At 67.4% G+C, this 26,102-nt stretch carries 21 protein-coding genes; 11 read left to right on the forward strand and 10 right to left on the reverse strand.

Going from position 1 to position 26,102, the window contains the following annotated elements; translation table 11 throughout:
* Positions 1-286: 286 nt before the first annotated feature.
* The 5 genes from KEC55_RS27645 to KEC55_RS27665 all read left to right on the forward strand — a co-directional run bounded on the left by KEC55_RS27645 (position 287) and on the right by KEC55_RS27665 (position 6,026).
* Positions 287-1,774 carry a sigma-54 interaction domain-containing protein gene (locus KEC55_RS27645; RefSeq protein WP_282508282.1) on the forward strand — a complete coding sequence of 496 codons (1,488 nt, stop codon included), beginning with the start codon at positions 287-289 and terminating at the stop codon, positions 1,772-1,774.
* Between the two features lie 54 nt (positions 1,775-1,828).
* Positions 1,829-2,356, forward strand: a complete 528-nt coding sequence (locus tag KEC55_RS27650; protein ID WP_282508283.1) for a BON domain-containing protein — start codon at positions 1,829-1,831, stop codon at positions 2,354-2,356.
* Between the two features lie 61 nt (positions 2,357-2,417).
* The gene (locus tag KEC55_RS27655; RefSeq protein WP_282508284.1) at positions 2,418-2,690 is read left to right on the forward strand and encodes a hypothetical protein; all 273 of its coding nucleotides are present in this window, start codon (positions 2,418-2,420) and stop codon (positions 2,688-2,690) included.
* A 103-nt stretch (positions 2,691-2,793) separates the two neighbouring features.
* Entirely contained in the window at positions 2,794-3,096 is a 303-nt protein-coding gene (locus KEC55_RS27660; RefSeq protein WP_176047711.1) for an H-NS family nucleoid-associated regulatory protein, read from the forward strand.
* A gap of 572 nt (positions 3,097-3,668) precedes the next feature.
* Positions 3,669-6,026 carry a GNAT family N-acetyltransferase gene (locus tag KEC55_RS27665; protein WP_282508285.1) on the forward strand — a complete coding sequence of 786 codons (2,358 nt, stop codon included), beginning with the start codon at positions 3,669-3,671 and terminating at the stop codon, positions 6,024-6,026.
* Positions 6,027-6,671: 645 nt separating this feature from the next.
* On the opposite strand, the gene KEC55_RS27670 is transcribed toward KEC55_RS27665, so the two are convergent.
* Both KEC55_RS27670 and KEC55_RS27675 read right to left on the reverse strand, forming a co-directional pair.
* Complete coding sequence (locus KEC55_RS27670) at positions 6,672-7,223, reverse strand: hypothetical protein (RefSeq protein ID WP_282508286.1); 552 nt, start codon at positions 7,221-7,223, stop codon at positions 6,672-6,674.
* Positions 7,224-7,409: 186 nt separating this feature from the next.
* Positions 7,410-8,231: an IclR family transcriptional regulator gene (locus KEC55_RS27675; protein WP_282508287.1), complete on the reverse strand. Its 822-nt coding sequence runs from the start codon at positions 8,229-8,231 to the stop codon at positions 7,410-7,412.
* A gap of 664 nt (positions 8,232-8,895) precedes the next feature.
* Here KEC55_RS27675 and KEC55_RS27680 point away from each other — a divergent pair.
* Positions 8,896-9,744, forward strand: coding sequence for an ureidoglycolate lyase (locus KEC55_RS27680; RefSeq protein WP_282508288.1), 849 nt, complete (start codon positions 8,896-8,898; stop codon positions 9,742-9,744).
* Between the two features lie 81 nt (positions 9,745-9,825).
* Here KEC55_RS27680 and KEC55_RS27685 read toward each other — a convergent pair whose 3' ends face one another.
* Positions 9,826-10,209 carry a VOC family protein gene (locus tag KEC55_RS27685; RefSeq protein ID WP_282508289.1) on the reverse strand — a complete coding sequence of 128 codons (384 nt, stop codon included), beginning with the start codon at positions 10,207-10,209 and terminating at the stop codon, positions 9,826-9,828.
* 251 nt (positions 10,210-10,460) lie between these two features.
* Between KEC55_RS27685 and KEC55_RS27690 the strand changes: the two genes are divergently transcribed.
* Positions 10,461-11,105: a CGNR zinc finger domain-containing protein gene (locus KEC55_RS27690; RefSeq protein ID WP_282508290.1), complete on the forward strand. Its 645-nt coding sequence runs from the start codon at positions 10,461-10,463 to the stop codon at positions 11,103-11,105.
* Between the two features lie 21 nt (positions 11,106-11,126).
* Here KEC55_RS27690 and prpR read toward each other — a convergent pair whose 3' ends face one another.
* Complete coding sequence (gene prpR, locus KEC55_RS27695) at positions 11,127-13,109, reverse strand: propionate catabolism operon regulatory protein PrpR (protein ID WP_282508291.1); 1,983 nt, start codon at positions 13,107-13,109, stop codon at positions 11,127-11,129.
* A gap of 170 nt (positions 13,110-13,279) precedes the next feature.
* Between prpR and prpB the strand changes: the two genes are divergently transcribed.
* The 4 genes from prpB to prpF all read left to right on the forward strand — a co-directional run bounded on the left by prpB (position 13,280) and on the right by prpF (position 19,360).
* The gene (gene prpB, locus KEC55_RS27700; RefSeq protein WP_166956116.1) at positions 13,280-14,173 is read left to right on the forward strand and encodes a methylisocitrate lyase; all 894 of its coding nucleotides are present in this window, start codon (positions 13,280-13,282) and stop codon (positions 14,171-14,173) included.
* Between the two features lie 115 nt (positions 14,174-14,288).
* Entirely contained in the window at positions 14,289-15,461 is a 1,173-nt protein-coding gene (prpC, locus tag KEC55_RS27705; protein ID WP_166956119.1) for a bifunctional 2-methylcitrate synthase/citrate synthase, read from the forward strand.
* Between the two features lie 81 nt (positions 15,462-15,542).
* The gene (gene acnD / locus KEC55_RS27710; protein ID WP_282508292.1) at positions 15,543-18,140 is read left to right on the forward strand and encodes a Fe/S-dependent 2-methylisocitrate dehydratase AcnD; all 2,598 of its coding nucleotides are present in this window, start codon (positions 15,543-15,545) and stop codon (positions 18,138-18,140) included.
* Positions 18,141-18,166: 26 nt separating this feature from the next.
* Positions 18,167-19,360, forward strand: a complete 1,194-nt coding sequence (gene prpF, locus KEC55_RS27715; protein WP_282508293.1) for a 2-methylaconitate cis-trans isomerase PrpF — start codon at positions 18,167-18,169, stop codon at positions 19,358-19,360.
* A 58-nt stretch (positions 19,361-19,418) separates the two neighbouring features.
* On the opposite strand, the gene KEC55_RS27720 is transcribed toward prpF, so the two are convergent.
* The 6 genes from KEC55_RS27720 to KEC55_RS27745 all read right to left on the reverse strand — a co-directional run bounded on the left by KEC55_RS27720 (position 19,419) and on the right by KEC55_RS27745 (position 26,079).
* Positions 19,419-20,357 carry an alpha/beta hydrolase gene (locus tag KEC55_RS27720; RefSeq protein ID WP_282508294.1) on the reverse strand — a complete coding sequence of 313 codons (939 nt, stop codon included), beginning with the start codon at positions 20,355-20,357 and terminating at the stop codon, positions 19,419-19,421.
* Between the two features lie 38 nt (positions 20,358-20,395).
* On the reverse strand, positions 20,396-21,550 hold the full coding sequence (locus tag KEC55_RS27725; RefSeq protein ID WP_282508295.1) for an acyl-CoA dehydrogenase family protein: 1,155 nt from the start codon (positions 21,548-21,550) through the stop codon (positions 20,396-20,398).
* A gap of 38 nt (positions 21,551-21,588) precedes the next feature.
* Positions 21,589-22,911 carry an MFS transporter gene (locus KEC55_RS27730; RefSeq protein ID WP_282508296.1) on the reverse strand — a complete coding sequence of 441 codons (1,323 nt, stop codon included), beginning with the start codon at positions 22,909-22,911 and terminating at the stop codon, positions 21,589-21,591.
* Positions 22,912-22,921: 10 nt separating this feature from the next.
* Entirely contained in the window at positions 22,922-23,974 is a 1,053-nt protein-coding gene (locus KEC55_RS27735) for a porin (RefSeq protein ID WP_282508297.1), read from the reverse strand.
* Between the two features lie 87 nt (positions 23,975-24,061).
* The gene (locus KEC55_RS27740; RefSeq protein ID WP_282508298.1) at positions 24,062-24,862 is read right to left on the reverse strand and encodes an enoyl-CoA hydratase/isomerase family protein; all 801 of its coding nucleotides are present in this window, start codon (positions 24,860-24,862) and stop codon (positions 24,062-24,064) included.
* Positions 24,859-26,079 (reverse strand): CaiB/BaiF CoA transferase family protein, encoded by a 1,221-nt coding sequence (locus KEC55_RS27745; RefSeq protein WP_282508299.1) that lies wholly within the window; start codon positions 26,077-26,079, stop codon positions 24,859-24,861. The genes KEC55_RS27740 and KEC55_RS27745 overlap by 4 nt, the downstream gene beginning before the upstream one ends.
* Between the last annotated feature and the right edge of the window lie 23 nt (positions 26,080-26,102).

Raw genomic sequence — 26,102 nt, forward strand, 5'->3', positions numbered from 1 at the left:
CGATCGCGCGATGCGCCGCGGACCGGCTCAGGTTCGTGCAGGTTTCGTGCCATCGGCCGGATTGCGCCGCCGGACATGGGTCCGCCGGAGGCTGGCGGGCCCGCGCCGGCCTATGTCTGACGATTCTATATAAAACGTCTCCATCGGGAGACGAAATGGCCGTCCGGCCGGCCCGTGAAATCGGGCAGGTCTTTCCCGGACAACGCCTTGCGGCGTGTCTCCAGAGTGAGATAATCCGTCTCGTTCCGGAGACATCCGGTCGAAAATACACGGAGACGAAGACACGATGATGAACGACTGGGCCCGCCTGCCCGTCAACTACGGCGACGTGCTGCGGCGCGCCGCCGAGTCGCTGTTCCGGACCTTCGAGGATTCGAGCGCGGGCACGGTGGTCGTCGATCGCGATGCGCGCGTCGTGTGGATGAACGATCGTTACGCGGCACGCTTCGGCTTCGCCGATCCGCAGCAGGCCGTTGGCCTCGACTGCGAAGCCGTGATTCCGAACAGCCTGATGCGCGAGGTCGTGTCGACCGGGCAGCCGATCCTGCTCGACATCATGGAGACGGGCCGCGAGCCGCTCGTCGTCACGCGCCTGCCGCTGAAGAACGAGGCGGGCGAGACGGTCGGCGCGATCGGTTTTGCGCTGTTCGACCAGTTGAAGACGCTCACGCCGATCATTTCCCGCTATGCGCAGCTTCAGCAGCAGTTGATCGCGACGCAGCGTTCGCTCGCGCAGGCGCGCCGCGCGAAATACACGTTCGCGAGTTTCGTCGGCACGAGCGCCGCGAGCCTCGAAACCAAGCGTCAGGCGCGGCGGGCCGCGCAGGTCGATTCGCCGGTGCTGCTGCTCGGCGAGACGGGCACCGGCAAGGAACTGCTCGCGCACGCGATCCACGCGGCGTCGGCGCGTGCGCTCCAGCCGCTCGTGACGGTCAACGTCGCTGCGATTCCCGATACGCTGCTCGAAACCGAATTCTTCGGCGCGGCGCCCGGCGCGTATACGGGCGCCGACCGCAAGGGGCGCATCGGCAAGTTCGAGCTGGCCGATCGCGGCACGCTGTTTCTCGACGAGATCGGCGACATGCCGCTGCCGTTGCAGGGCAAGCTGCTGCGCGTGCTGCAGGACAAGGAGTTCGAGCCGGTCGGCTCGAACCGCATCGTGCGCGCGGACGTCCGGATCATCGCCGCGACGTCCGCCGACCTGCCGGCGCTCGTCGCGGCCGGGCGTTTTCGCGCGGATCTCTATTACCGGCTGAACGTGCTGACGATCCATGCGCCGCCGCTGCGCGAGCGCGCATCCGACATCGCGGCGCTCGTCTACGCGACGCTCGAGGAACTGGCTGCGCAGCACGGGCGCGCCGCGCATTGCGAACTGACCGACGATGCGCTGCGGATGTTGTGCGCGTATCCGTGGCCCGGCAACGTGCGCGAGTTGCGCAATACGCTCGAACGCGCGCTGATGCTGTCGGATCGTTCGGTGATCGATGCACGCGCGCTCGCACCGTTTCTCGGGCCGGTGCGCCTTTCGCCGGACGGCGCGGCGGCCGCGCAGCGGGTGGCCACGACGCCGGTCGAGCCGCGCGCGCGCGATGCATCGGGTGCATCCGGTGCGCCGGTCGCTTCGTATGCCGATGCGTTGGCGGCGTGGGAGCGCCAGTTCCTGACCGATGCGCTGGCGGCCTGTGACGGGAAGGTCGTCGAGGCAGCCACGCGCATCGGGATCGGCCGTGCGACGCTTTACAAGAAGCTGGCGGCGCTGGGCATCGACCGGTAGGCCGATCGGCGATGCCGATCCGGCCGGACGTGAGGCATCGAACAGGAGATCACGATGAAGCGGATCGGTATCGCAGGGTGGCTGACCATGTTGCTGGCGACTTCCGTGCTCGCGCAGTCCGGCGACGCCGACGCGCCGGAGGCGCGGCGCAACTGGTACAACGATCCGTTCGTCGCGTTGTCTCGGGACGTGGCCGAATGCCCACTGCCGCTTGGCCCGTGGATGACGCACGCCGAGATGACGGACGACGCGCATTACCGCGCCGAGCGCGGCACGACCTGCTGGCTCGCCCACCGCTGCACGAAGCCGAACTCGTATATGTATGACGCGTCGATCGCCGATGCCGCGAAGGCGCATTTCGCCGGTTCGGATCGCCTGCGCGGCACGAGCCTGTGGATCACCGTGCAGCGACGTTTCATCTACGTCGAAGGGTGTGCGGAGACGGCGTTCGATCGCCAGGCGCTGCAGCGCGAATTCGAGGCGCTTCCGGACGTCGAGCAGGTTTTCGTTCGCATCACCGACGATCCGCGCCGGAGCTTGCCGTACAAGGCGCGTGGGCAGCCGGACCGTGTGCCGAACTGACGGGGGAAGGGCCGCGCATGGCATACTCGCGACATTCAAAAAAAGGTTGACGGGAAGAACAATGAAACACATGCTTGCGTCGGTCTGTCGGCGGTCTCGGGCGGCCGCATTGTTGGCTCTGGTTGCCGGGCTCGGCGGATGTGGCGGCAGCGCGCCGCTGTTCACTTCGGACGGGCGTCCGACGACGCAGGTGCAATGCACCGGCAGCGACTGGAGCAATTGCACGGACAATGCCCGGGCGATGTGCAACGGGGATTTCGAAGTGATCCAGCAATCGACTGATGACGCTGTGCGAAATCTTCTCTTCGCATGCAAGAAGAAAAGCGGCTATTGATCCTGGAATGACCGGCTGAGGAGACCACGTTCGGGCGAAGCGCTTTTTTGTTTGCTTGGTGTTACCTATTTTTCACGAATAACACTCACGGAGTCCCATCCATATGGCGACCTACAGGCAACTGTCCGTACAGCTCGAACGGCTTCAGCAAAAGATCGACAAGGAACGTGAAAAGGCGATTGCCGACGCGATTGCCGAAATCCGCGCGAAAATCGAGGAATACGACATTACGCCGGAGGAACTCGGTTTTCGTCCGATAGGGTCCGCCGTCGCTGCCGCCGCGAAGCCGAAGCGGTCGCTGCCGCCGAAGTACCTGAATCCGAAGACCGGCGAAACGTGGAGTGGCCGCGGGCGGGCGCCGACCTGGCTTGGCAAGAATCGCGCGCGTTTCCTGATCAAGGACTGACTCCCGAAAATCCTCACCTTTGGTGTGCCGGCTGACGGTGCGAATGGCCATGCGGCCGTCGCACCGTTTTGTTTTTGCGCAGTCGCCGGGTGATTTTCCCTGGCGAATGGATGCGCAATGCCGCGCAATTAACGGATCCCGTTTTGCGAATTCGCCGCGATTCGGCCGTATATCGCGGCGAATTCCCGTAAACAAACGTGCAATTACGCCGCGCATGCGCATTGGCATTCGCGATTTTCGCGGTGCATGCGTGCCGTGGATTCTCATCACCTTTCGCGTGTTCGCGTACTGCGTCGTGCAAATCCCGTAGATACTCACCATGGCTCCTGTAAATCCTCACCTTTGAGGAAGCGGCCGCCGCGTCGTGCGGCGTTGTCTGCACCGTGCGGCGATGCGTTGCCGCGTGTGTTGCCGATCCATGGTGCGGGCGTTGACGCTTGTCGAATAGTCAGCCGTTCGGCATATAGGCAGCCGCATGCGCTTCGCCTATGCTTGGGGTTCGCGTCGATCGGCGCACGGCCTCTCGGGCCGGATGCCGATCGTGTCGTCTTTCGTCACCGCAGGGAGCCGATGTGACCGTTCGCCATCTCGATGCGTTGTTCCAGCCCAAGTCCGTTGCAGTCGTCGGCGCGTCGTCGCGTGCGGGCAGTATCGGCGCGATGGTGTGGTCGCGCGTGCTCGACGGCGCATTCCAGGGGCCCGTGTGGCCCGTCAACCCGAAGTATCGCGAGTTGAACGAGCATGCGGTCGTGTCGGACGTCGACCGGCTGCCCGCGGCGCCGTCGGTTGCCGTGATCTGCACGCCGCCCGCAACCTGGGCCGGCATCGTGCGCAAGCTCGGTGAGCTCGGCACGCGCGTCGCGGTGATCGTCGGCGAGGCGCGCACGGATGCCGATCGCGCCGCGGTCGATCGCACGCTGAAGGCGGCGAAGCCGTTCGTGCTCCGTATCGTCGGGCCCGGTAGCCTCGGTGTGTTGTCTCCCGCGCGGCATGCGCATTTCGGTGCGCCGGCGTATACGGCGCGATCGGGCGGCGTCGCGTGGGTGTCGCAATCGAATGCGCTGACGAACGCGGTGCTCGGCTGGGCCGATGCGCGCGGCCTCGGCTTTTCGCATGTCGTCGCGCTCGGCAGCGAGTCCGACGTCGATGCGGGCGACGTGCTCGATTATCTGGCGAGCGATCCCGGCACGCGCGCGATCCTGCTCGAACTCGATACCGTGCGCGCCGCGCGCAAGTTCATGTCGGCCGCGCGTGCGGCTGCGCGCAACAAGCCGGTCCTCGCGTTGCGCACCGGGCGTGCCGATCCCGGCGATGCACTCTATACGGCGGCGTTCCAGCGCGCGGGCATGGTGCGTGTCGATGCGCTCGACGATCTGCTCGACGAGATCGAGACGCTGGGCGTCGGCCGCGTTACCGCGCGTGGCGCGGCGACGCTCGTCACCAGCGATGCCGGTGTCGCGAAGCTGGCGGTCGATGCGGTCGCGGAGGTACGCGTCGCGCTGGCCGACTGGTCGCCGGCGGCAACGTCGGCCGTGTCGGCCGCGCTGCCGCATCTCGCGGCGCCCGGCAATCCGCTGACGCTGGGCGACGATGCACGCCCCGAGCACTTTGCCGCGGCGATCAAGGCGCTTGCGCCGTTCCCGCAAACGGGCGCGCTGTTCGTCGTCCATTCGACATCCCACAGTGCGCCGGCCGAGTCGGTCGCGCGCACGCTGATCGACTCGCGGCAGTACGCGCATCGCGGCATCCTCGCGTGCTTCTTCGGTGCGGTCGACGCGGCCACGCGCGATGCGCTGCACGCGAACGGCATTCCGGTTCATACGACACCGCAGCGGCTCGCGCGCGCGTATGCACGTCTCGTCGACTACAACCTCGGGCGGCAACTGCTGATGCAGACGCCCGAAGGCACGCCGCCGCAGCCGGCCGAATGCGTCGCGTCCGCGCAGGCGGAGGCACGCCGAATGGTCGAAACCGGCCAGCATGAACTGGCCGGCGACGCCGCATTGCGCTGGCTTGCCCATTTCGGTTTGCATGGCGAGCAGGCTGCCGAGCCGGTCGGCAAGAAAGTCGTCGATGTCACGGTCGACATGTACGACGATTCGAACTTCGGTCCGGTGTTTCGCTATGCCGTACCCCCTGCGGACGGCGTCTCGGCGCCATTCGTCGTCTACGGCCTGCCGCCGTTGAATACCGTGCTCGCGCGCGCGGTGATGGAGCGCTCGCCATATGCGCGCAGCACACCCGTCGAGCCGACGCTCGACGCGTTGACGGCGTTGTCGCAGGTCGTGTGCGACGTGCGCGAAGTCGTCGCGCTGTCGGTCACGCTGCGCGTGCTGTCCGATGGCGCGCGCGTGATCGCGCCACGCATCACGCTGGCCACGGGTCGCAGCCGGCTCGCGATCATGCCGTATCCGCGGCACCTCGAACAGACGCTCGAGTGGCGCGGTGAGACGGTGACGATCCGCCCGATCCGTCCGGAAGACGAGGCCGCGCACAACGAACTGCTCGGCGCGATGACGCCGGACGATTTGCGGATGCGTTTCTTCGGCGCGGTGCGCAGCTTCGATCATTCGCAGGTGGCGCGCATGACGCAGATCGACTACGACCGTGAGATGGCTTTCATCGTGTCGTTCACCGATGTGTCGGGGCGTGACCACACGCTCGCGGTGGCGCGCGCGGTCGCCGATCCCGACAACGAGACAGCAGAGTTCGCGATCGCGGTACGCCCCGATCAGAAGGGCAAAGGGCTCGGCAGGCTGATGATGGCTCGCATCATCGACTACGCGCGCTCGCGCGGAACCGCCTGGATGATCGGCGAGGCGCTGCGCGAGAACTCGGCGATGATCTCGCTCGCGAAGTCGTGCGGTTTTGCGGTGTCGACGACGGAGGAGCCTGGCGTTGTGGGCTTCAGGATGAAGTTGCAGCCGTAGCGTTGGCCGGCTGCGCGAAGCCGGGAGGCATCGGTATGCAGGTGGATGTCTCCTGCCATTCGCCGTGTTGCGAACGTATTCGTTCAGGAATGCAAAGTATTGGAGCGGGTTTCTGGATGAGGCCCGCGAAACGTATCGACTCAGTTTGTCACGCTGGTCCAGACCGTGTCCGAAGGGGCTTGCCGATCGCCGCATTACCTCTCCACGCGGCCGTTTTACGCGATGTGTTCAAGCGTTTTGCGCACCGCATTCTGGCCTCGCCAATTCGGATCGACCGTAAAGGTGAGATTTTTCGGGAGCTGCAAGTGAGTGTTTACGGGAACGTGTGGTGAGCTGATACGGGCACGTGTGGTGAGCCTTCCCGGGAGCGGCCGGTGAGCCCCTGCGGGAGCCGCTGGTGAGCCTTTCCAGGACACATCGGTGAGCGCTTGCGGGAGCATCCGGTGAGGACATTCGGGAGGCGTTGGTGAGCGTCTCCGGGAGCTTGAGGTGAGCTTGTTCGGGAGGTGTCGGTGAGCGCTTTCGGGAGGCTGAGGTGAGACTTTTCGGGAGCAGGCGGAGGCACTGCTCCCGGGGGCGCAGCGCCAGTCAATGCGGGCGTCACGCCGGGGTTCGGGCACGCATGAACCGTGCCCGAGGCCCCATTTACGCGGCGAGTTTCGACGCTGCGTCGTTCACCTGATCGCGCGAAATCGCGAGTTCCTCGAGGTGCGGATCGGCATAGACGGCGCCGGTTTCGCGCTCGAGGCGGGCGATCGTCAGCGCACAGCGTGCGGTGTCTTTCGGCATCGCGATGAAGCGCTTGACCGACTCGCCGGACGTGAATGCTTCGAACAGCGCGCCGCGCACGTCGTCCGGAAGCGTCTTGGTCCATTGGTACGGCTTGCCGTTGAACGTGATCGACGGCGGCAGCGTGCGTTCCTTCTTGGTCGCCGTGATGAGCCCGTAGGTGCGGGCCGCGTCGCCGATCTGTTCAGGCGAGAAGAGTTCGTCGGGCGTGATGTCGAACTGCTCGATGTAGTTTTCGATCGCCTGCATTGCGGCGGCACGATCGTCGCGCTTCTGCTGCGCGCGCGCGACGATATCGCGCAGCTCGTCCGCTTCGTCGGGCGTGATCGTGAAGCTTGCCTGCTTCTGCTGAAGTTCGGAGAAACGCTGGAATTCTTGATCGTTCAGAAGTTTGGCCATGACATCCATCGGACACGACGGCCGCGACAACCGGCCGTCGTAGTTTTTGAGAGGGCCGCTATTTTAGCGTAGCGCCGCGGGCGCACGATATGGCACCGCATATGCGTACCGCGCGGGCATCGCACGAGCATCGCGGGCAACCGGGGGCGGCGGCGCTGCGCCGCCCCCGGTGTGCTTCGTGGAGGAATCTGCCGGTCAGCAGATCTCGGTGCGGCCCATCGACAGATCGGCGGCCGTGTCACGCAGCCCTTCGACGACGTGGTCGACGGACGGGGCCGTGTGCGCGTCGATCCGGCGCATGAACGGGCAGGTCAGCACCGCGATCGCATGGCCGGACGGCCCGAGGATCGGCGCGGTCAGGTCGGTCACGCCATAGGCCTGGCGGCTGTCCTGGCGCAGGTAGCCATCCTGCCGGATGGACTGGCACGCATACGCGAGTTCCTGCTCGTTCAGCGGCGCCTCGCCCTTGACCTTGCGATGCTCGGTCAGCATGTGCGCGCGCTGCTCGGGGCCCTGGAACGACAGCATCACGCGTCCCGACGCCGTATCGGCGAGCCCGACGCGCGAGCCGAGCCGGACCGACACGCCCCATGAGCCGGGGCCGTCGACCTGAGCGATCACGAGCAGGTTGCCGCGATCGTAGACGGACAGGTGGCACGACTGTTCGGCCGCATCGGCGAAGCGCTGCATCGGCGGCAGCGCTTCGGCAATCAGCCGGTTCATCGGTGGATGCCGGTGCGCGAGCGCGAACAGCTTGAGGCTGAGCATGTAGCGATCGCCGCCGGTCGAGCGCATCACGTAGCGGCGTGCGACGAGGCGTTCGAGCATCCGGTAGATCTCGCTCGCGTTGCGGCCGAGTTCCTTCGTGATTTCAGTGCGGGTGAGTCCTTCTTTCTGCTCGGACAGGAGCTCGAGAATGTCGAGTCCCTTGTCGAGCGCGGGGGCGCGATACCGGTCGATAGCGGCCATCGATTCCCGAGCGTCGCAGCCGGGAAGCGGGTCGTTGGTTGTCTGCATTGTCGGTGTGAGGTTGGGGATTACCGTCGATCGGCTGGCGACGCACGCTGGCTGGCTCTGCACGCGCATAGGGCGGGCCCGCGTATGGCGATGAAAGCCATTCGTGCGAGCTTAGCAATAAACATACAGTGTGCAATGCAGCGTCTTTTTACCGATCGTTACCGGATAAGAACGGATTGGCAAACGTTCCCGATGACAGGGGCACCCCGAATATCCAGTATTCATGGTCTGATGGCAGGCGATGCCGGCCGTCCCGACCGGTCGGTCCATGCATGCGCATCCAATGCTGCGCCGCAGCGTCTGCAGGCGCACCAATAGTCGGTATCCGTCGCGTGTCATTTCACGGCGCACGGCCGGTGGTACAAAGGCTGGCGGGCCAACGACGGCACGGCCGCGCGTGAAGCCGGCCGGCATGGGCCGGCACGCGTCGCGGGTGCCGGGCCGTCGTCGCCGATGCGCAGACCGGCGGCCGCCCGTTCGATGCGCGCCGTACTGTTCGTGCGGCGCCGCGATCGCTGCGCCCGCGCGACCCTCGCGCGTCGAACCGCCCGCCGGATGCGGTATCGACGCGCGCAATCGACGATCGACAATCAGTCCGGCGCGCGGCCGCAAAAGGTCGCGTCGGCCGGTATCCTGTCCCATTCGACAACAGAGGTTGAGCACGATGAAACTGCTTCGCTATGGCCCGTCCGGCCAGGAAAAGCCCGGTATTCTCGACGCGGACGGCCGGATTCGCGACCTGTCCGCGCACGTGCCGGATCTTGCCGGCGATGTGCTGTCCGACGCGGGTCTCGCGCGACTGCGCGCGATTGATCCGGCCACGCTGCCGCTCGTATCCGGCGAGCCGCGCATCGGCGCGTGCGTCGGGCACGTCGGCAAGTTCATCGGCATCGGCCTGAACTATGCCGATCACGCGGCCGAAGCCGGCATGCCGGTGCCGAAGGAGCCGGTCGTGTTCGGCAAGTGGACGAGTTCGATCTGCGGCCCGAACGACGGCATCGACATCCCGAAGGGTTCGGTCAAGACCGACTGGGAAGTCGAACTGGGCGTCGTGATCGGCGCCAAGTGCAAGGACGTCGCCGAAGCGAACGCGCTCGATTACGTCGCGGGCTATTGCGTCGTCAACGACGTGTCCGAGCGCGAATGGCAGATCGAGCGCGGTGGCCAGTGGGACAAGGGCAAGGGTTTCGACACGTTCGGCCCGATCGGCCCGTGGCTCGTCACGCGCGACGAAGTGCCCGATCCGCAGCGTCTCGACCTGTGGCTCGAGATCGACGGTCACCGTTATCAGAACGGCAACACGCGCACGATGGTGTTCACCGTCGCGCAGTTGATCGCCTATCTGTCGACCTGCATGACGCTGCAGCCGGGCGACGTAATCACGACCGGCACGCCGCCGGGCGTCGGCATGGGTATCAAGCCGTCACCGGTGTTCCTGAAGGCCGGCCAGATGGTGCGCCTCGGGATCGAAGGGCTCGGCGAGCAGTTGCAGCACACGCGCGGCGCGCAGTAACCGGTCGCCAAGTACTAAAACCAAGGGCCCGATTCCGCACCGCGCGGAACCGGGCCCTTGGCATTTGTACGCGGCGCGGCATCACACGATGTTGTCGAGCTCGCAATGCGCTTCCAGCCGATATCCGTCGGGATCGACGACGAACGCCGCGTAATAGCCGGGGCCGTAGTGTTCGCGCTTGCCGGGCCCGCCATTGTCCTGGCCGCCATGCTCCAGCGCCGCACGGTAGAACGCGTCGACCTCGACCGGCGAAGCCGCCTTGAACGACAGGTGCAACCCCGAATCGGGATCGGCGGCGATGGGGCGCGCCGCGTGCTGCAACCACAGTTCCGGCTCGGTCGTGCCGTACCCGATGGAGCCATCGTCGCTGTACAGCCGCTTATAGCCGAGTGCGCCGAGCGCATTGTCGTAGAAGGTGCGGCTGCGGCCGATGTGGGCAACGCCGAACGAAAGGTGATCGATCATCTATGGCTCCTTGGACTGAAGTGGGACGTCAGTACGGCAAACCTGCCTACAAGCACCATGCCAGCCGCTTGTAGCGCAGCACGCCGAGCGTGCTGTCGTGGAACGCGCGGCTGCGGTCGTTGTGGATAACTTCGAAGGAAAGGCGATCGATCATCTGTGTCTCCTTGAACTGAAAGGGCGCAGTGCCGTGAACCTGGTTTTAACCACCATGCTGGTTATGTTAGAAAGCGTCCGGAAGCTTGTCAACCGGCATGATGGTTAGATACGATCGCGTCATGAGCAAAACGCAACCTTCCGTCACGATGGACTGCCTGATTCCGGCGCCGCCCGAAACGCTGGGCATCGATTTCATGAACACGCTGTACTGGCGCGGCAGCGATCCGCCGACGGAAACCTTCGGCACGATGGACGACCTGCTGGCGTGGTGCCGCGAGCACGCAGGCGTGCCGGCCGGCCTGGCGGAAGCATGTCGTGCAGGTGGCGTGAAGGAAGGCGAGCCGGCGATGCTGGCGCGGGCGCTCGCGTTGCGCGAGGCGCTGTATCGGCTTTTTCATGCGCAGGCCGAGCAACGCGAGCCGCACGCCGACGATCTCGCGCTGCTGAGCGGCTTTCTGGCGGAGGCGTCGCCGCGTGTCGCGCTGGCGCGCATCGACGGCGGCTATGCGTGGCGGATCGATGCGTCAGGCGCCACGCTCGCGGGGCTGCTGAGCCCGGTGCTGTGGTCGACGATCGACCTGCTCGGCGGCGCGCGGCTCGCGAAGGTCAAGCGCTGCGCGAACGATGCGTGCCAGTGGCTGTTCATCGACGACAGCAAGAACGGCAGTCGCCGCTGGTGTTCGATGTCGTCGTGCGGCAATCGCGCGAAGGCGTACCGCCACTATCACAAGGCCGACTGACGGGCCGGCCGCGCGCCGGACCTATTTCGCCGACAGCTTCCGCCACAGCGTCGTCTTGCTGATGCCGAGCATCGCGCATGCGCGGTCGCGGTCGCCGCCGCACGCGTCGAGCACCGCGCGGATCTCGTCGGCTTCCGCGCGACGGCGGCGTGCGTGCAGTGTCTGCGCGTCGTCGGTGTCGGCCGTGTCGGGCGGCGCGGCGAACAGTTCGGGCGCGATTGCCTGCAGCGCGTCGGGATCGAGCGCGCCGCACGCAGCCGCGGGATCGTTTTCATCGGCTTCTTCGGCGAGTTCCACCGCGATCCGCTCGATCACGTTCTGCAGTTCGCGCACGTTGCCGGGCCACCGGTAGCGCGCGAGCGTCGCACGGGTTGCCTCGAGTACGCGCGCGGCATCGCCGGCATCGCGCAGGCGTTCCGCGAGTCGCGATTCGCGGCGCGCGGCTTGCACGAGCAGCGTCGCGGCGAGCGCGGGGATGTCGGCCGCGCGCTCGCGCAGCGGCGGCAGGCCGACGTTCAGGATGTTGAGCCGGTAATAGAGATCCGCGCGGAACGTGCCGGCCTCGACGGCCGCGAGCAGCGGACGGTGTGTCGCGGCGATCACGCGCACGTCGATGCGGATCGGCTCGGTCGAGCCGAGGCGGATCACCTCGCGCTCCTGCAGCACGCGCAGCAGCCGGCTCTGGAGCGACGGCGGCATCTCGCCGATCTCGTCGAGAAACAGCGTGCCGCGATGCGCGGCTTCGAACAGGCCGGTCTTGCCGCCGCGCCGCGCGCCGGTGAACGCGCCTTCCTCATAACCGAACAGCTCGCTTTCGAGCAGCGCTTCCGGAAACGCGCCGCAGTTGACCGCGACGAACGGGTAGCTGCGCCGCACCGACAGCGCGTGCAGGCTCTGCGCGATCATTTCCTTGCCGGTGCCGCTTTCGCCGAGCACGAGCACGGTTGCGTCGGATTTCGCGTAGCGGCGCACGAGGTCGCGCACGCGCGTCATCGGCGCGGAGGCGCCGACCACGTCGTCGAGCGCATAGCGCGCGGCGAACTGCTGCGTGGTCGGCTGCGAACGCAAGGCGCGATCGAGCCGTTCGACCGCGCGCGACTCCTGGAACGTCAGCACGCTGCCCGAGGTGACGCCGCGATCGACGAGCGGGCCGCGATGCACGACGTAACGCACGCCGCGTACGGTTGCGAGCGCGTCGCCGTCCTCGCCGCGCAGCGTACGCAACTCGGGCCGCAGGTCGACGAGCGCACGGCCGACGGCCGCCGCGGGTTCGACCCCGAGCGCCGACGCGAGCCGCTCGTTGATCGCCTCGATGCGGCCGCGCGCGTCGAGCGCGACCACGCCGTCGCGCAGGTGCTGCAGCAGGTTGTCGAGCCGCTGGCGGCGGAACGCCTCGGCGTGCGTCGCGTATGCGACTTCGAGCGCCGTATCGACGGCCTTGCGTACCGACGCATGCGAATACAGGAACACCGCGCCCATGCCGGCGCTGGCCGCGAGGTCGGTAACGAGGCCGGGGCCGACGATCGTCTCGATGCCGCGATCGCGCAGGTCGTGCACGCAGGCTTCCGCTTCCTGCGCGGACTGATATGACGCAAACTGCACGTCGAGGCCGTACGCGGCGACGAAGCGGCGCACTTCGGGCGGCGTTTCCCCGGCGCTGACGAGCGCGATCCGCGACGCGTCGCGCCGGGCGCGCGCGAGCGCCTGCATCACGTCGAAGCCGGTCGGCGATACCACCACGACCGGCACCTGCGCACGCGTCTTCAGGAAGGCGCCGTTCGAGCCGGCCGCGACGATCACGTCGGGCCGCGCGGCGCCGGCCTCGGCGATCGCGCTGAGCGCATCCTCATAGGCGCGCGTCACGATGCGCACGTCGGCGCGTTCGTCGAATTCGCCGGCGATCTCGCGAAAGAGCTCGCGCAGGCGGCTGATGCCCATCGCCCAGATGCGCGGGCGCGCCGCGCGATCAGCCGGGCCGGCAGGCTTGGTCGAGGAGAGGTCCATGACGATCGATTATGCGCGTGCGATTTCATTTTTGAAACATGAAATTGCCGAATTGAAATCACAGGGCGCTGCATCGCTCGTGCCGGTTGCTTAAGAATCAGTGGGTTAGCGACGTTTCGCGAGCTGGCCCGGTCCTTGCTGTTATCGGGCATTCCATCAGGAGGCCGTTCATGAGCAATACGCATCTTCAGAGCGCCGGCGCGAAATTCCGCGCGGCAGTCGCGGCGGAACAGCCGCTGCAGGTGGTCGGCGCGATCACCGCGTACGCGGCCAAGATGGCGCAGGCCGTCGGCTTCAAGGCCGTGTACCTGTCGGGTGGCGGCGTCGCCGCGAACTCGCTCGGGATCCCCGACCTCGGCATCAGCACGATGGAAGACGTGCTGATCGACGCGAACCGGATCACCAACGCGACCGACCTGCCGCTGCTGGTCGACATCGATACGGGCTGGGGCGGCGCGTTCAACATCGCGCGCACGGTGCGCTCGTTCATCAAGGCCGGCGTCGCGGCCGTGCACCTGGAAGACCAGGTCGGCCAGAAGCGCTGCGGCCACCGTCCGGGCAAGGAAGTCGTGCCGACCGACGAAATGGTCGATCGCGTGAAGGCCGCGGTCGATGCGCGTACCGACGACCAGTTCGTGATCATGGCGCGCACCGATGCGGCCGCCGCCGAAGGGATCGACGCCGCGATCGAGCGTGCGATCGCTTATGTCGAGGCCGGCGCGGACATGATCTTCCCGGAAGCGATGAAGTCGCTCGACGACTACCGTCGCTTCAAGGCGGCCGTGAAGGTGCCGATCCTCGCGAACCTGACCGAGTTCGGCTCGACGCCGCTGTTCACGCTCGACGAACTGCGCGAGGCGAACGTCGACATCGCGCTGTACTGCTGCGGCGCGTATCGCGCGATGAACAAGGCCGCGCTGAACTTCTACGAAACGCTGCGCCGCGACGGCACGCAGAAGGCCGCCGTACCGACGATGCAGACGCGCGCCGAGCTGTACGACTTCCTCGGCTATCACGAATACGAACGCAAGCTCGACGAGCTGTTTGCGCAGGGCAAGAAGTAACGCGGCCCGCGCGCCGGGACTCGGTTCCGGAACGCTTCGCATCGGTCGGGCCCGGCGCTGCGGCGTCGGTTCAACCGACCGATGACACCCCCGATACACATTGGAGAACGGAAACATGAGCGAGACGAAAGACGCAGCAGCACCGGCCGCCGCAGGCGCATTCAAGCCGAAGAAGTCGGTGGCGCTGTCGGGCGTGACGGCCGGCAACACGGCGCTGTGCACGGTCGGCAAGACCGGCAACGACCTGCACTATCGTGGCTACGACATTCTCGACGTCGCCGAATCGTGTGAATTCGAGGAAATCGCGCACTTGCTCGTGCACGGCACGCTGCCGAACCTGACCGAACTGGCTGCGTACAAGACCAAGCTGCGCGCACTGCGCGGCCTGCCGAGCGCGCTGAAGGTGGCGCTCGAGCAGATCCCGGCGTCCGCGCACCCGATGGACGTGATGCGCACGGGCGTGTCGGTGCTCGGCACCGTGCTGCCGGAGAAGGACGACCACAACCTGCCGGGCGCACGCGACATCGCCGACCGCCTGATGGCGTCGCTCGGCTCGATGCTGCTGTACTGGTATCACTTCTCGCACAACGGCAAGCGCATCGAAACGGAAACCGACGACGACTCGATCGGCGGCCACTTCCTGCACCTGCTGCACGGCAAGACGCCGTCGAAGTCGTGGGTCGAGGCGATGCACACGTCGCTGATCCTGTACGCGGAGCACGAATTCAACGCATCGACGTTCACCGGCCGCGTGATCGCGGGCACGGGCTCGGACATCTACTCGGCGATCACCGGCGCGATCGGCGCGCTGCGCGGGCCGAAGCACGGCGGCGCGAACGAAGTCGCGTATGAGATCCAGAGCCGCTACAGCTCGCCGGACGACGCCGAAGCCGACATCCGCCGCCGCGTCGAGAACAAGGAAGTCGTGATCGGCTTCGGCCACCCGGTCTACACGATCTCCGATCCGCGCAACAAGGTGATCAAGGGCGTCGCGCACAAGCTGTCGAAGGAGGCGGGTGACGTGAAGCTGTTCAACATCGCCGAGCGCCTCGAATCGGTGATGTGGGACGCGAAGAAGATGTTCCCGAACCTCGACTGGTTCAGCGCGGTGTCGTATCACATGATGGGCGTGCCGACCGCGATGTTCACGCCGCTGTTCGTGATCTCGCGCACGTCGGGCTGGAGCGCGCACATCATCGAGCAACGCGTCGACAACAAGATCATCCGCCCGAGCGCGAACTACACCGGTCCGGAAGACCTGCAGTTCGTGCCGATCGAGAAGCGCTGATCGTCCGCCGCGCGCACCGGCGCCCGTGATGCGGGACGCCGGCGCGCGCGGAACGTCATACCCAGATTCCCGCCCCACATCATGAATACCGCCAACCGCAAACCCCTGCCCGGCACGTCGCTGGACTATTTCGACGCGCGTGCCGCGGTCGACGCGATCGCGCCCGGTGCCTACGACACGCTGCCGTACACGTCGCGCGTGCTCGCCGAAAACCTCGTGCGCCGCTGCGACCCGGCGACACTCGCCGATTCGCTGAAGCAGATCATCGAGCGCAAGCGCGAACGCGACTTCCCGTGGTTCCCGGCGCGCGTGGTGTGCCACGACATCCTCGGGCAGACGGCGCTCGTCGATCTCGCGGGCCTGCGCGACGCGATCGCCGACGGCGGCGGCGACCCGGCGAAGGTGAACCCGGTCGTGCCCGTGCAGCTGATCGTCGATCACTCGCTCGCCGTCGAATGCGGCGGCTTCGATCCGGACGCGTTCGCGAAGAACCGCGCGATCGAGGATCGCCGCAACGAGGATCGCTTCCACTTCATCGAGTGGACGAAGAAGGCGTTCGAGAACGTCGACGTGATCCCGCCGGGCAACGGCATCATGCACCAGATCAACCTCGAGAAAATGTCGCCGGTGATCCAGGTCAGCGGCGACGGCGTCGCGTATCCGGACACCTGCGTCGGCACCGACAGCCACACGCCGCACGTCGACGCGCTCGGCGTGATCGCGATCGGCGTCGGCGGCCTCGAAGCCGAGAACGTGATGCTCGGTCGCGCATCGTGGATGCGCCTGCCCGACATCGTCGGCGTCGAGCTGACCGGCAAGCGCCAGCCCGGCATCACCGCGACCGACGTCGTGCTCGCGCTGACCGAGTTCCTGCGCAAGGAAAAGGTGGTCGGCGCGTATCTGGAATTCCGTGGCGTTGGCGCGGCGAGCCTCACGCTCGGCGATCGCGCGACGATCTCGAACATGGCGCCCGAATACGGCGCGACGGCCGCGATGTTCTTCATCGACGGCCAGACGACCGACTACCTGCGCCTCACCGGCCGCAGCGACGAACAGGTGAAGCTCGTCGAGACCTATGCGAAGGCGGCGGGCCTGTGGGCCGATACGCTCGCCAACGCGCAGTACGAGCGCACGCTGACGTTCGACCTGTCGAGCGTCGTGCGCAACATGGCCGGCCCGTCGAACCCGCACAAGCGGCTGCCGACGTCGGATCTCGCGGCACGCGGGATTGCTGGCCAGTGGGAAGAGAAGGCGGGCGAGATGCCCGACGGCGCGGTGATCATCGCCGCGATCACGAGCTGCACGAACACCAGCAACCCGCGCAACGTGATCGCCGCGGCCTTGCTCGCCCGCAACGCGAACGCGAAGGGCCTCGTGCGCAAGCCGTGGGTGAAGAGCTCGCTCGCGCCGGGCTCGAAGGCGGTCGAACTGTATCTGGAAGAAGCGAACCTGCTGCCGGAACTCGAGAAGCTCGGCTTCGGCATCGTCGCGTTCGCGTGCACGACCTGCAACGGGATGTCGGGTGCGCTCGACCCGAAGATCCAGCAGGAAATCGTCGATCGCGACCTGTACGCGACGGCCGTGCTGTCCGGTAACCGCAACTTCGACGGCCGGATCCACCCGTATGCGAAGCAGGCGTTCCTCGCGTCGCCGCCGCTCGTCGTCGCCTATGCGATCGCCGGCACGATCCGCTTCGACATCGAGAAGGACGTGCTCGGTCACGACCAGGACGGCAAGCCCGTCACGCTGAAGGACATCTGGCCGACCGACGAGGAGATCGATGCGATCGTCGCGTCGAGCGTGAAGCCCGAGCAGTTCCGCAAGGTCTACGAGCCGATGTTCGCGCGCAGCGCCGATGCGGGCGAGCGCGCGGCGCCGCTGTACGACTGGCGCGCGCAGAGCACCTACATCCGCCGTCCGCCGTACTGGGAAGGCGCGCTGGCCGGCGAGCGCACGCTGCAAGGGATGCGCCCGCTCGCGGTGCTCGGCGACAACATCACGACCGACCACCTGTCGCCGTCGAACGCGATCCTGCTGGATAGCGCGGCCGGTGAATACCTCGCGAAGATGGGCTTGCCGGAAGAAGACTTCAACTCGTACGCGACGCACCGGGGAGACCACCTGACCGCGCAGCGCGCGACCTTCGCGAACCCGACGCTGATCAACGAGATGGCGGTCGTCGACGGCGCGGTGAAGAAGGGCTCGCTCGCGCGCGTCGAGCCGGAAGGCAAGGTCATGCGGATGTGGGAAGCGATCGAGACGTACATGAATCGCAAGCAGCCGCTGATCGTCGTGGCGGGCGCCGACTACGGCCAGGGCTCGTCGCGCGACTGGGCCGCGAAGGGCGTGCGGCTCGCGGGCGTCGAGGCGATCGCCGCCGAAGGCTTCGAGCGGATCCACCGCACGAACCTGATCGGGATGGGCGTGCTGCCGCTCGAGTTCAAGCCCGGCACGAACCGGACGACGCTCGGCATCGACGGCTCCGAGACCTTCGACGTGATCGGCGAGCGCACGCCGCGCGCCGACCTGACGCTCGTGATTCACCGCAAGAACGGCGAGCGCGTCGAGGTGCCGATGACGTGCCGGCTCGATACGGCCGAGGAAGTGTCGATCTACGAGGCGGGCGGCGTGCTGCAGCGCTTCGCGCAGGACTTCCTCGAATCGTCGCAGGCGGCTTGATCGAGTCACACAGGGATAACGCACACATGGCTCACACTCCTCAAATCAGGATTCCCTCGACCTATATCCGCGGCGGTACCAGCAAGGGCGTGTTCTTCCGGCTGCAGGACCTGCCGGACGCCGCACAGGCGCCGGGCGCCGCGCGCGACGCGCTGCTGCTGCGCGTGATCGGCAGCCCCGATCCGTACGGCAAGCAGATCGACGGGATGGGCGGCGCGACGTCGTCCACCAGCAAGACGGTGATCGTGTCGAAGAGCACGCGGCCCGGCCACGACGTCGACTACCTGTTCGGCCAGGTCGCGATCGACAAGGCCTTCGTCGACTGGACCGGTAACTGCGGCAACCTGTCGGCGGCCGTCGGCCCGTTCGCGATCAGCGGCGGGCTCGTCGATCCGGCGCGCGTGCCGCGCGACGGCGTCGCGACCGTGCGGATCTGGCAGGCGAACATCGGCAAGACGATCGTCGCGCATGTGCCGGTCACGAACGGCGCGGTGCAGGAGACGGGCGATTTCGAGCTGGACGGCGTCACGTTCCCGGCCGCCGAAGTGCAGCTCGAATTCATGGATCCGGCCGCCGAGGAAGAAGGCGCGGGCGGCTCGATGTTCCCGACCGGCAACCTCGTCGACGATCTCGCGGTGCCGGGCGTCGGCACGCTGAAGGCGACGATGATCAACGCGGGCATCCCGACGATCTTCGTCGAGGCGGAAGCGATCGGCTATACGGGCACCGAGTTGCAGGACGCGATCAACGGCGATGCGAAGGCGCTCGAGAAGTTCGAGACGATCCGCGCGCACGGCGCACTGCGCATGGGCCTGATCGATACGCTCGATGAAATCGCGACGCGGCAGCACACGCCGAAGATCGCGTTCGTCGCGAAGCCGGCCGATTATGTTGCGTCGAGCGGCAAGCGCGTGAACGCAGGCGACGTCGACCTCCTGGTGCGTGCGATGTCGATGGGCAAGCTGCATCACGCGATGATGGGCACGGCGGCGGTCGCGATCGGTACGGCCGCGGCGATCCCCGGCACGCTCGTCAATCTGGCGGCAGGCGGCGGCGAACGCAACGCGGTGCGCTTCGGCCATCCGTCGGGCACGCTGCGCGTCGGCGCGGAAGCGCAGCAGCAGGAGAGCGGCGAGTGGACCGTCACCAAGGCGATCATGAGCCGTAGCGCGCGCGTGCTGATGGAAGGCTGGGTGCGGGTGCCGGGCGACGCGTTCTGATCGTTGCGGGCGGTATTGATGAAGATGCGGGCGGCTTCGGCCGCCCGCGTCGTTTTCATCAGCCGTGCAGGAAGCGGCGCAGCGCGTCGTGGCTCAGTCGGCGCGCCGTTTCGGACACACGTGCGCCGGGCACGATGTCGAAACCGTGCACGCCGCCGGGCAGCACGTGCAGTTCGGTCGGCACGCCCGCGCGCAGCAGGCGCTGCGCATAGTCGAGATTTTCATCGAGGAACAGGTCGAGCGAGCCGACCGACAGGAACGTGGGCGGCAGGCCGTCGAGCTGCGTGGCGCGTGCGGCGGCAGCGTAGGGCGACACGCCGTCGATGCCCGGCGCGTGACCGGCAACGAGGTCCAGCCGAACCGGTTGTTGGCCGCGTGCCAGACGAATTCGCCGGTATGCGGATGCGGCGTGCGCGTGCAGGTGCGATCGTCGAGCATCGGATAGACCAGATGCTGGAACGCGAGCCGATATTCGCCCACGGTCGCGGGCCAGCAGCGCCAGCGAGGCGGCGAGCCCGCCGCCCGCGCTCTCGCCTGCCACGCCGACGCGGGCCACGTCGATGCCGAGCGTATCGGCATGGCGGAAGACCCATGCGAGCGCCGCGTAGCAATCCTCGATCGCGCCGGGAAACACGGTTTCCGGCGCGAGCCGGTAGTCGATCGAGATCAGCGCGCAACCGAGCTGCGTCACGAGAGACCGGTGTACCGCCTCGAGATCCTTCGCCTTGCCGCGCACGAAGCCGCCGCCGTGCATGTGAACGATCGCCGGGAGCGGACGCGCGTGATGGTCGGGCAGGTAGACGAGGACCGGGACGTCCGGCGCGCCGGCGGGGCCGGGCACCGCGCGGCGCTCGAGCGTGCTGCCGGCAAGGTCGGGCGGCGGCAGCGGCAGCACGCGTTCGCGCGACGGTGCGAGGTTGTCGATGCCGAGCGTGACGGTCGGCCAGGTTTCGAGCAGCGGGCGGATTTCAGGATCGACGAGATGCAGGGTGTCCAACGCGTAGCTCCATCGTGAAGGTGGGCGGTGCACCGCGGTCAGAGCACGCTGCGCGCGACGACCCAACGATGCACCTCGGTCGGGCCTTCGAAGATGCGCATCAGCCGCGCTTCGCTGGCCATCTGCTGCAACGGCATTTCCTTCGTCATGCCCATCGCACCGAGCGTCTGCATCGCATGATCGATGACGCTCGACGCCATTTCGGTGGCGAACACCTTGACCATCGAGATCTGCGTGCGTGCATCCTGCCCGGCATCCACGCGCGTGGCCGCTTCGTAGGTCATCAGGCGGCATGCGTGGATTTGCGTGAGCGCGTCGGCGACCCACCACTGGACCGCCTGGCGTTCCGCGAGCGGAACGCCGAAGGTCTTGCGCTGCTTCGCATGGTCGCACAGCATCGCGACCGCGCGCTCGGCACGGCCGATGCACCATGCGGCCATTTCCAGCCGCCGGTTCGTGAGCCGTGCCTGCATCGGCGCGAAGCCGGCGCCTTCCTGGCCCAGCAATTGCGGGGCGGGAATGCGGCAGTCGTCCAGCACGATTTCGTAGGTCGACAGCCCGCCGATCATCGGGATCCGCCGTTCGATGACGAAGCCGGGCGTGCCGCGGTCGACGATGAACGCCGACATGCCGCCGCGCTTGCCCTTGCTTCGATCGGTGAGCGCCATCACGATCGTCCAGTCGGCTTCGGGCGCGTGGCTGATCCAGATCTTCCGTCCGTTCAGCACCCAACTGTCACCGTCGCGCATGGCCGTCGTCGACAGCGCGCCCGGATCCGAGCCGGCGCCCGGCTCGGAGATCGCCATCGCGGCACGCGTGAGCCCGCGTGCGTACGGTTCGAGATAGCGCGCGCGCTGCGCGTCGTCGGCCACTTCGCACAGCATCCGCAGGTTCGGTGAATCGGGCGGCAGGATGTACGGCGTCACAGTCGTGCCGATCGCTTCGTTGACGCCGACCATCGCGACGGCCGGCAGGTCCGAGCCGCCGGCGTCGAGCGGCGCGTCGAGGCCCCACAGGCCGAGCTGCCGGGAACGCTCGTCGAGGTGTGCGCGTTCTTCGTCGAGCAGCCCGAAGCGTTGGCCGTCGGCCTCGCGAGCCATGACGGCTGCTTCGAGCGGAATCAGCTCGTCCTGCACGAAACGTGCGACGAGGTCGCGGATCATCCGGTGTTCGAGTTCAAGGTCGAAATTCATGGGAGTCGATGCGTGTGAGAATAGGGAGGTCGATGCCGTCAGCCGGCGTTCGCGAGCGACACCGCGCGGGTGCGCAGCGTGCCGAGCAAGGCGATGGCGCCGGCCACGAGCAGCGCGGCGTTGAAATAGAGCCCGCCGCGCATCGACCCGGTGGCCGTGTTGAGCACGCCCATCAGGAACGGACTCGCGAACCCGCCGATCGCGCCGGACATCGTGATTGCCGCGATCGCGACCGCCATCGAGCGCTTCGGCAGCGCGAGCCCCGGCAGCACCCAGAACGCGGGCAACGCCGCCGCGTGCGTGGCGACCGCGACGCAGAGCGCGATCATCAACTGCGATGCGCCGGCGGTGCTCGCCAGCCCGGCGAGCGCGGCCGCGCACGCGAGCATCGCGACTGCTCCGTGCCCGCGCCATTCGCGCCGGCGCTCGGTGCGCCAGCCCATCGCGAGCATGCCGACGATGCCGCACAGGTAAGGCAGCGCGGATAGCAGCCCGATCTGCATCGCGCCATGCAGGCCGCCGCGATGCAGGATCACGGGCATCCAGAACACGAGCGCGTAGCCGGCTGCCGCGATCGCGAAATTGGCCGCGCACAACAGCCAGAAGTCGCGGTGCGCAAGCAGCGGCCGTGTCGTGTTCGCGTCCGGCGTGCCGGCTTCGGCGTGGCTGTGCGCGGCGCGCAGTGCGGCCTTGTCAGCGTCCGACAGCCAGCGCGCGTCGTCCGGCCGGTCGTCGAGAAAGCGCAGCGCGACGAGGCCGAGCACGCTGCTCGGCAGCCCTTCGACGACGAACAGCCACTGCCAGCCGCTCAGGCCGGCGGCGCCGTCGAAGTACGAGAGGATGGCGCCCGACACGGGGCCGGCGATCAGTCCCGCGAGGTACAGCGCGGTCATGAACAGCGCGAACGCCTTCGCGCGCTGCCGCGGCGGGTACCACGCGCCGAGATAGAACAGGATGCCGGGGAAGAAGCCGGCCTCGAACACGCCGAGCAGGAAGCGGCACGCGTAGAACTGCGCGGGCGTCGTGACGAACATCGTCGCGGCCGAGCCTAGCCCCCACAGCACCATGATCCGGGCGATCGTCTTGCGTGCGCCGATTCGGGCAAGCAGCGCATTGCTCGGAATCTCGAACGCCATGTAGCCGATGAAGAAGATGCCCGCGCCGAGCCCGTAGACGGCGTCGGAGAAGTGCAGTTCGGCGGCCATCTGCGCGTGTGCGAAACCGATGTTGATCCGGTCGATGAACGACAGCGTGTAGCCGAGGATCAGGAACGGCAGCAGCCGGCGCGAGATTCGGCGGTAGAGCGCCTGCGTCGTGCGATCGTCGACGGCGGCCGGATGAGTGGAAAGGGTCGGTGTCATGGGCACTCCGTCAGAAGCGGTGAACGATGCCGAGCGCGAACACCTGCTCGGTGCCGCCCGGTTGCGGCTGCAGGCCGACGACGATCGTGTTGCGGGCGTCGCCGCCGTTCTTCATGTACAGATAGCGCGCATAGAGCGACGTGCGCTTCGACAGCGGATGGTCGTAGCCGACGCCGAGCGCGGTCGCGTCGTTCGCCGAGCCTTTCACGTCGCGGCGCACGACCGAGACGAGCACGCGATCGAGCGCGCCGACGTTGATCGACGCGCCGACGCTCGCCGTCGAGAACGCGGGCAGGTGCGACGCCGTGCCGACGCCGTACAGAAACGCGGCGTACAGCTTGACGCGTGCGAATGCGTAGTTGGCCGCGAACACGTAGTGGCGCGTCGTCGACGGCGAGACGACGGGCGCCAGGTTGCCGGCCGACGTGTCGCCCTGGAAGCCGGCGCCGAGGTAGAGCCCGCCGATCCGGTACTGAAGCCCGGCGCCGTAGTTGCGCCCGGCCTGCGTGGACAGCGCGTTCGGTGTCGGAAAGCCGTAAGTGGCCATTACGCGGAGGCCGTTCCAGTCGGGGCTCAGATACGACGCAGCCTGGTTGAAGCGCGGAATCGGTGGCGTCGTGTTGCTCGTGATCGTGTCCGTCGATGTCGCGAGCAGCGCGAGCGGGGACAGCCGTTCGTTGAGTCCGAACGGATCGCCGTCATAGACGATGTAGAACGCGGGCGTGTATTGCCGGCCGAGCCGGAGATCGCCGTAGCGCGTGTTCTGCAGCGACACGTAGGCTTGCCGGTAGAACAGCGTGCCGCCCTGGAACGAGCCGTCGGCCGGCGAGAAGCCGCTTTCCAGCACGAACTTCGTCGATGTGCCGCCGCCGAGATCCTCGACGCCCGTCAGTCCGAACCGGCTCGTCGACGATCCGCCGCCGCTTTGCCGCAGGGTCGACAGGCTGCCGATGCGATCGAATTCGACGTAGCTGTCGACGATTCCGTACAGCGTGACTGACGACGCGTGCGCCGACGTGGCGCACAGCACACACGCGCCGATCAGGAGTGTTTTCTGTTGCATGATGGTGTCTCCATTCCATGTCTTTTTATGTGGCGCGCCGCGTTCTGGGAGCGGTTGTGCGCGCGGTGTGGCCGTGCCGTGCCGGGGTCAGCGTCCCTTGAACACCGGCTTGCGCTTCTCGAGAAACGCGCGGGCGCCTTCGATCCGGTCCTCGCTCGCGTAGACGTCGGGGCCGACGTCCAGCCGCAGCGCGGCGGCCACCGGCAGCCCCTGGCTGCGCATCGCGGTTTCCTTGATGCGGCGGATCGTGAGCGGCGCGTTCGCGGCGATCGTCTGCGCCAGTTCGCGCACGGTGTCGTCGAGCGCGGCGCCGGGGACGACGCGGTTCAGCAGGCCGGCGCGCTGCGCTTCGTCCGCGTCGAAGCGGCGGCCCGTGAACAGCAGCTCCATCGCGATCGCGCGCGGCAGCATGCGCGGCAGCAGCACGCTCGCGAAGTTCGCACCCATCCCGACCCGCGCTTCGGGCAGCGCGAAGGTCGCGTGATCGGCAGCGATCCGCAGGTCGCAGGCGAGCGCGATTTCGCAGCCGCCGCCGATGGCGTGGCCGTTGATTGCCGCGATCGTCGGCTTGCGCAGTTCGAGGATCAGCTCGTGCACGTTGCGGGCGAGCCCGCGCATCGGCTGCATCCCGCGTATCTCGGGATCGCCGAGATCGACGCCCGCGCTGAACGCGCGTTCGCCCGCGCCGCGGATCACGATGACGCGGATCGACGGGTCGTCGTCGAGCGTGACGAGTTCGTCGCACAGGCGCCGGATCGCTTCGGCGGACAGTGCATTGGCGACGTGCGGGCGATGGATCGTCAGCCACGCGATGCCGTCGTCGTCATTGCGCAGGATCGACGGCGCGTCGTCGCCCGTCAGCGAGGAAAACGAGCCGGATGCGGTCATGACATGCTCCCGGTGGCGTCCGCGCGCGTGTCGTGGAGCACGCCCGCCTGCCGCAATGCGTTCCGGCGCGCCGCGTCGATGCCGTACGCGTCGAGCACGGCGTCCGTATCGGCGGCGAACGGTTGGGGCGGCCGGCGTATCGAGCCGGGCGTGCGCGACAGCTTGGCGGGGATGCCTGCGCCGGTGTACGTGTCGGTGTCGACGAACATCGCGTTGCGCGCGGCCTGTGGGTGGCCGAATGCATCGGCGACCGTATTCACCGGTCCCGTCGCGACGCCGGCCTGCAGCAGCCGTTCGACGACGTCGTCGGCACGCAGCTCGGCGGTCAGCTGGCCGAGCAGCGTGTCGAGCGCGTCGCGATGGGCGACGCGCTGCGCGTTGGTCGCGAATCGCGGATCGTGCGCCAGCTCGGGCACGCCGAGCGCGTCGACGAGCCGTGCGAACGTGCGGTTGTTGCCGGCGCCGGTCGCGACCGGCTTGTCCTTGCACGGATAGACGCCGTACGGCGCGATGGCGCCGTACACGTTGCCGGTCGCGACGGGCACCTCGCCGGTCGCCATCCAGCTGGTGCTGACCGGATGCAGCATCGACAGCGCCGTGCTGAACAGGTCGATGTCGACGTGCTGGCCGAGGCCGGAGCGCGTCCGTTCGACCAGCGCAAGCAGGATGCTCGACACGGCACTCAGGCCGGCCGCGAAATCGACGACCGGAAACGGCACCTTGAGCGGCATACCGCCCGGCTCGCCGTTGATCGACATGAAGCCGGCGAGGCCTTGCGCGACCGCGTCGTAGCCCGGAAACCGCGCGAGCGGGCCGTCGGTGCCGTATCCGGAGATCGAACAATGAACGAGGCGCGGGAAGCGTTCGCGCAGGCAGTCGTCGTAGCCGATGCCCCAGCGTTCGAGCGTGCCCTGCTTGAAGTTGTCGATCAGCACGTCGGCCGTTTCGAGCAGGCGGAACAGCACGTCGCGTCCGTCGGGATGCGACAGGTCGAGCGCGAGATTGCGCTTGTTGCGGTTGAGCCCCCAGTAGTAGCTGGACAGGCCGTTCGGCATCGCGGGCCCCCAGTCGCGCGTTTCGTCGCCCTGCGGCGGTTCGACCTTGATGACGTCCGCGCCGTGGTCCGCGAGCGTTTGCGCGCAGAACGGCCCCGCATAGACGCGGCTCAGGTCCACCACGCGCACGCCTGCGAGCGCGCCTTCGTTACTGCTGGTCATGACGATGTCTCCTTCGATGTGGA

Origin of the sequence: Burkholderia cepacia, assembly GCF_029962485.1 — a bacterium.
GTDB lineage: Bacteria > Pseudomonadota > Gammaproteobacteria > Burkholderiales > Burkholderiaceae > Burkholderia.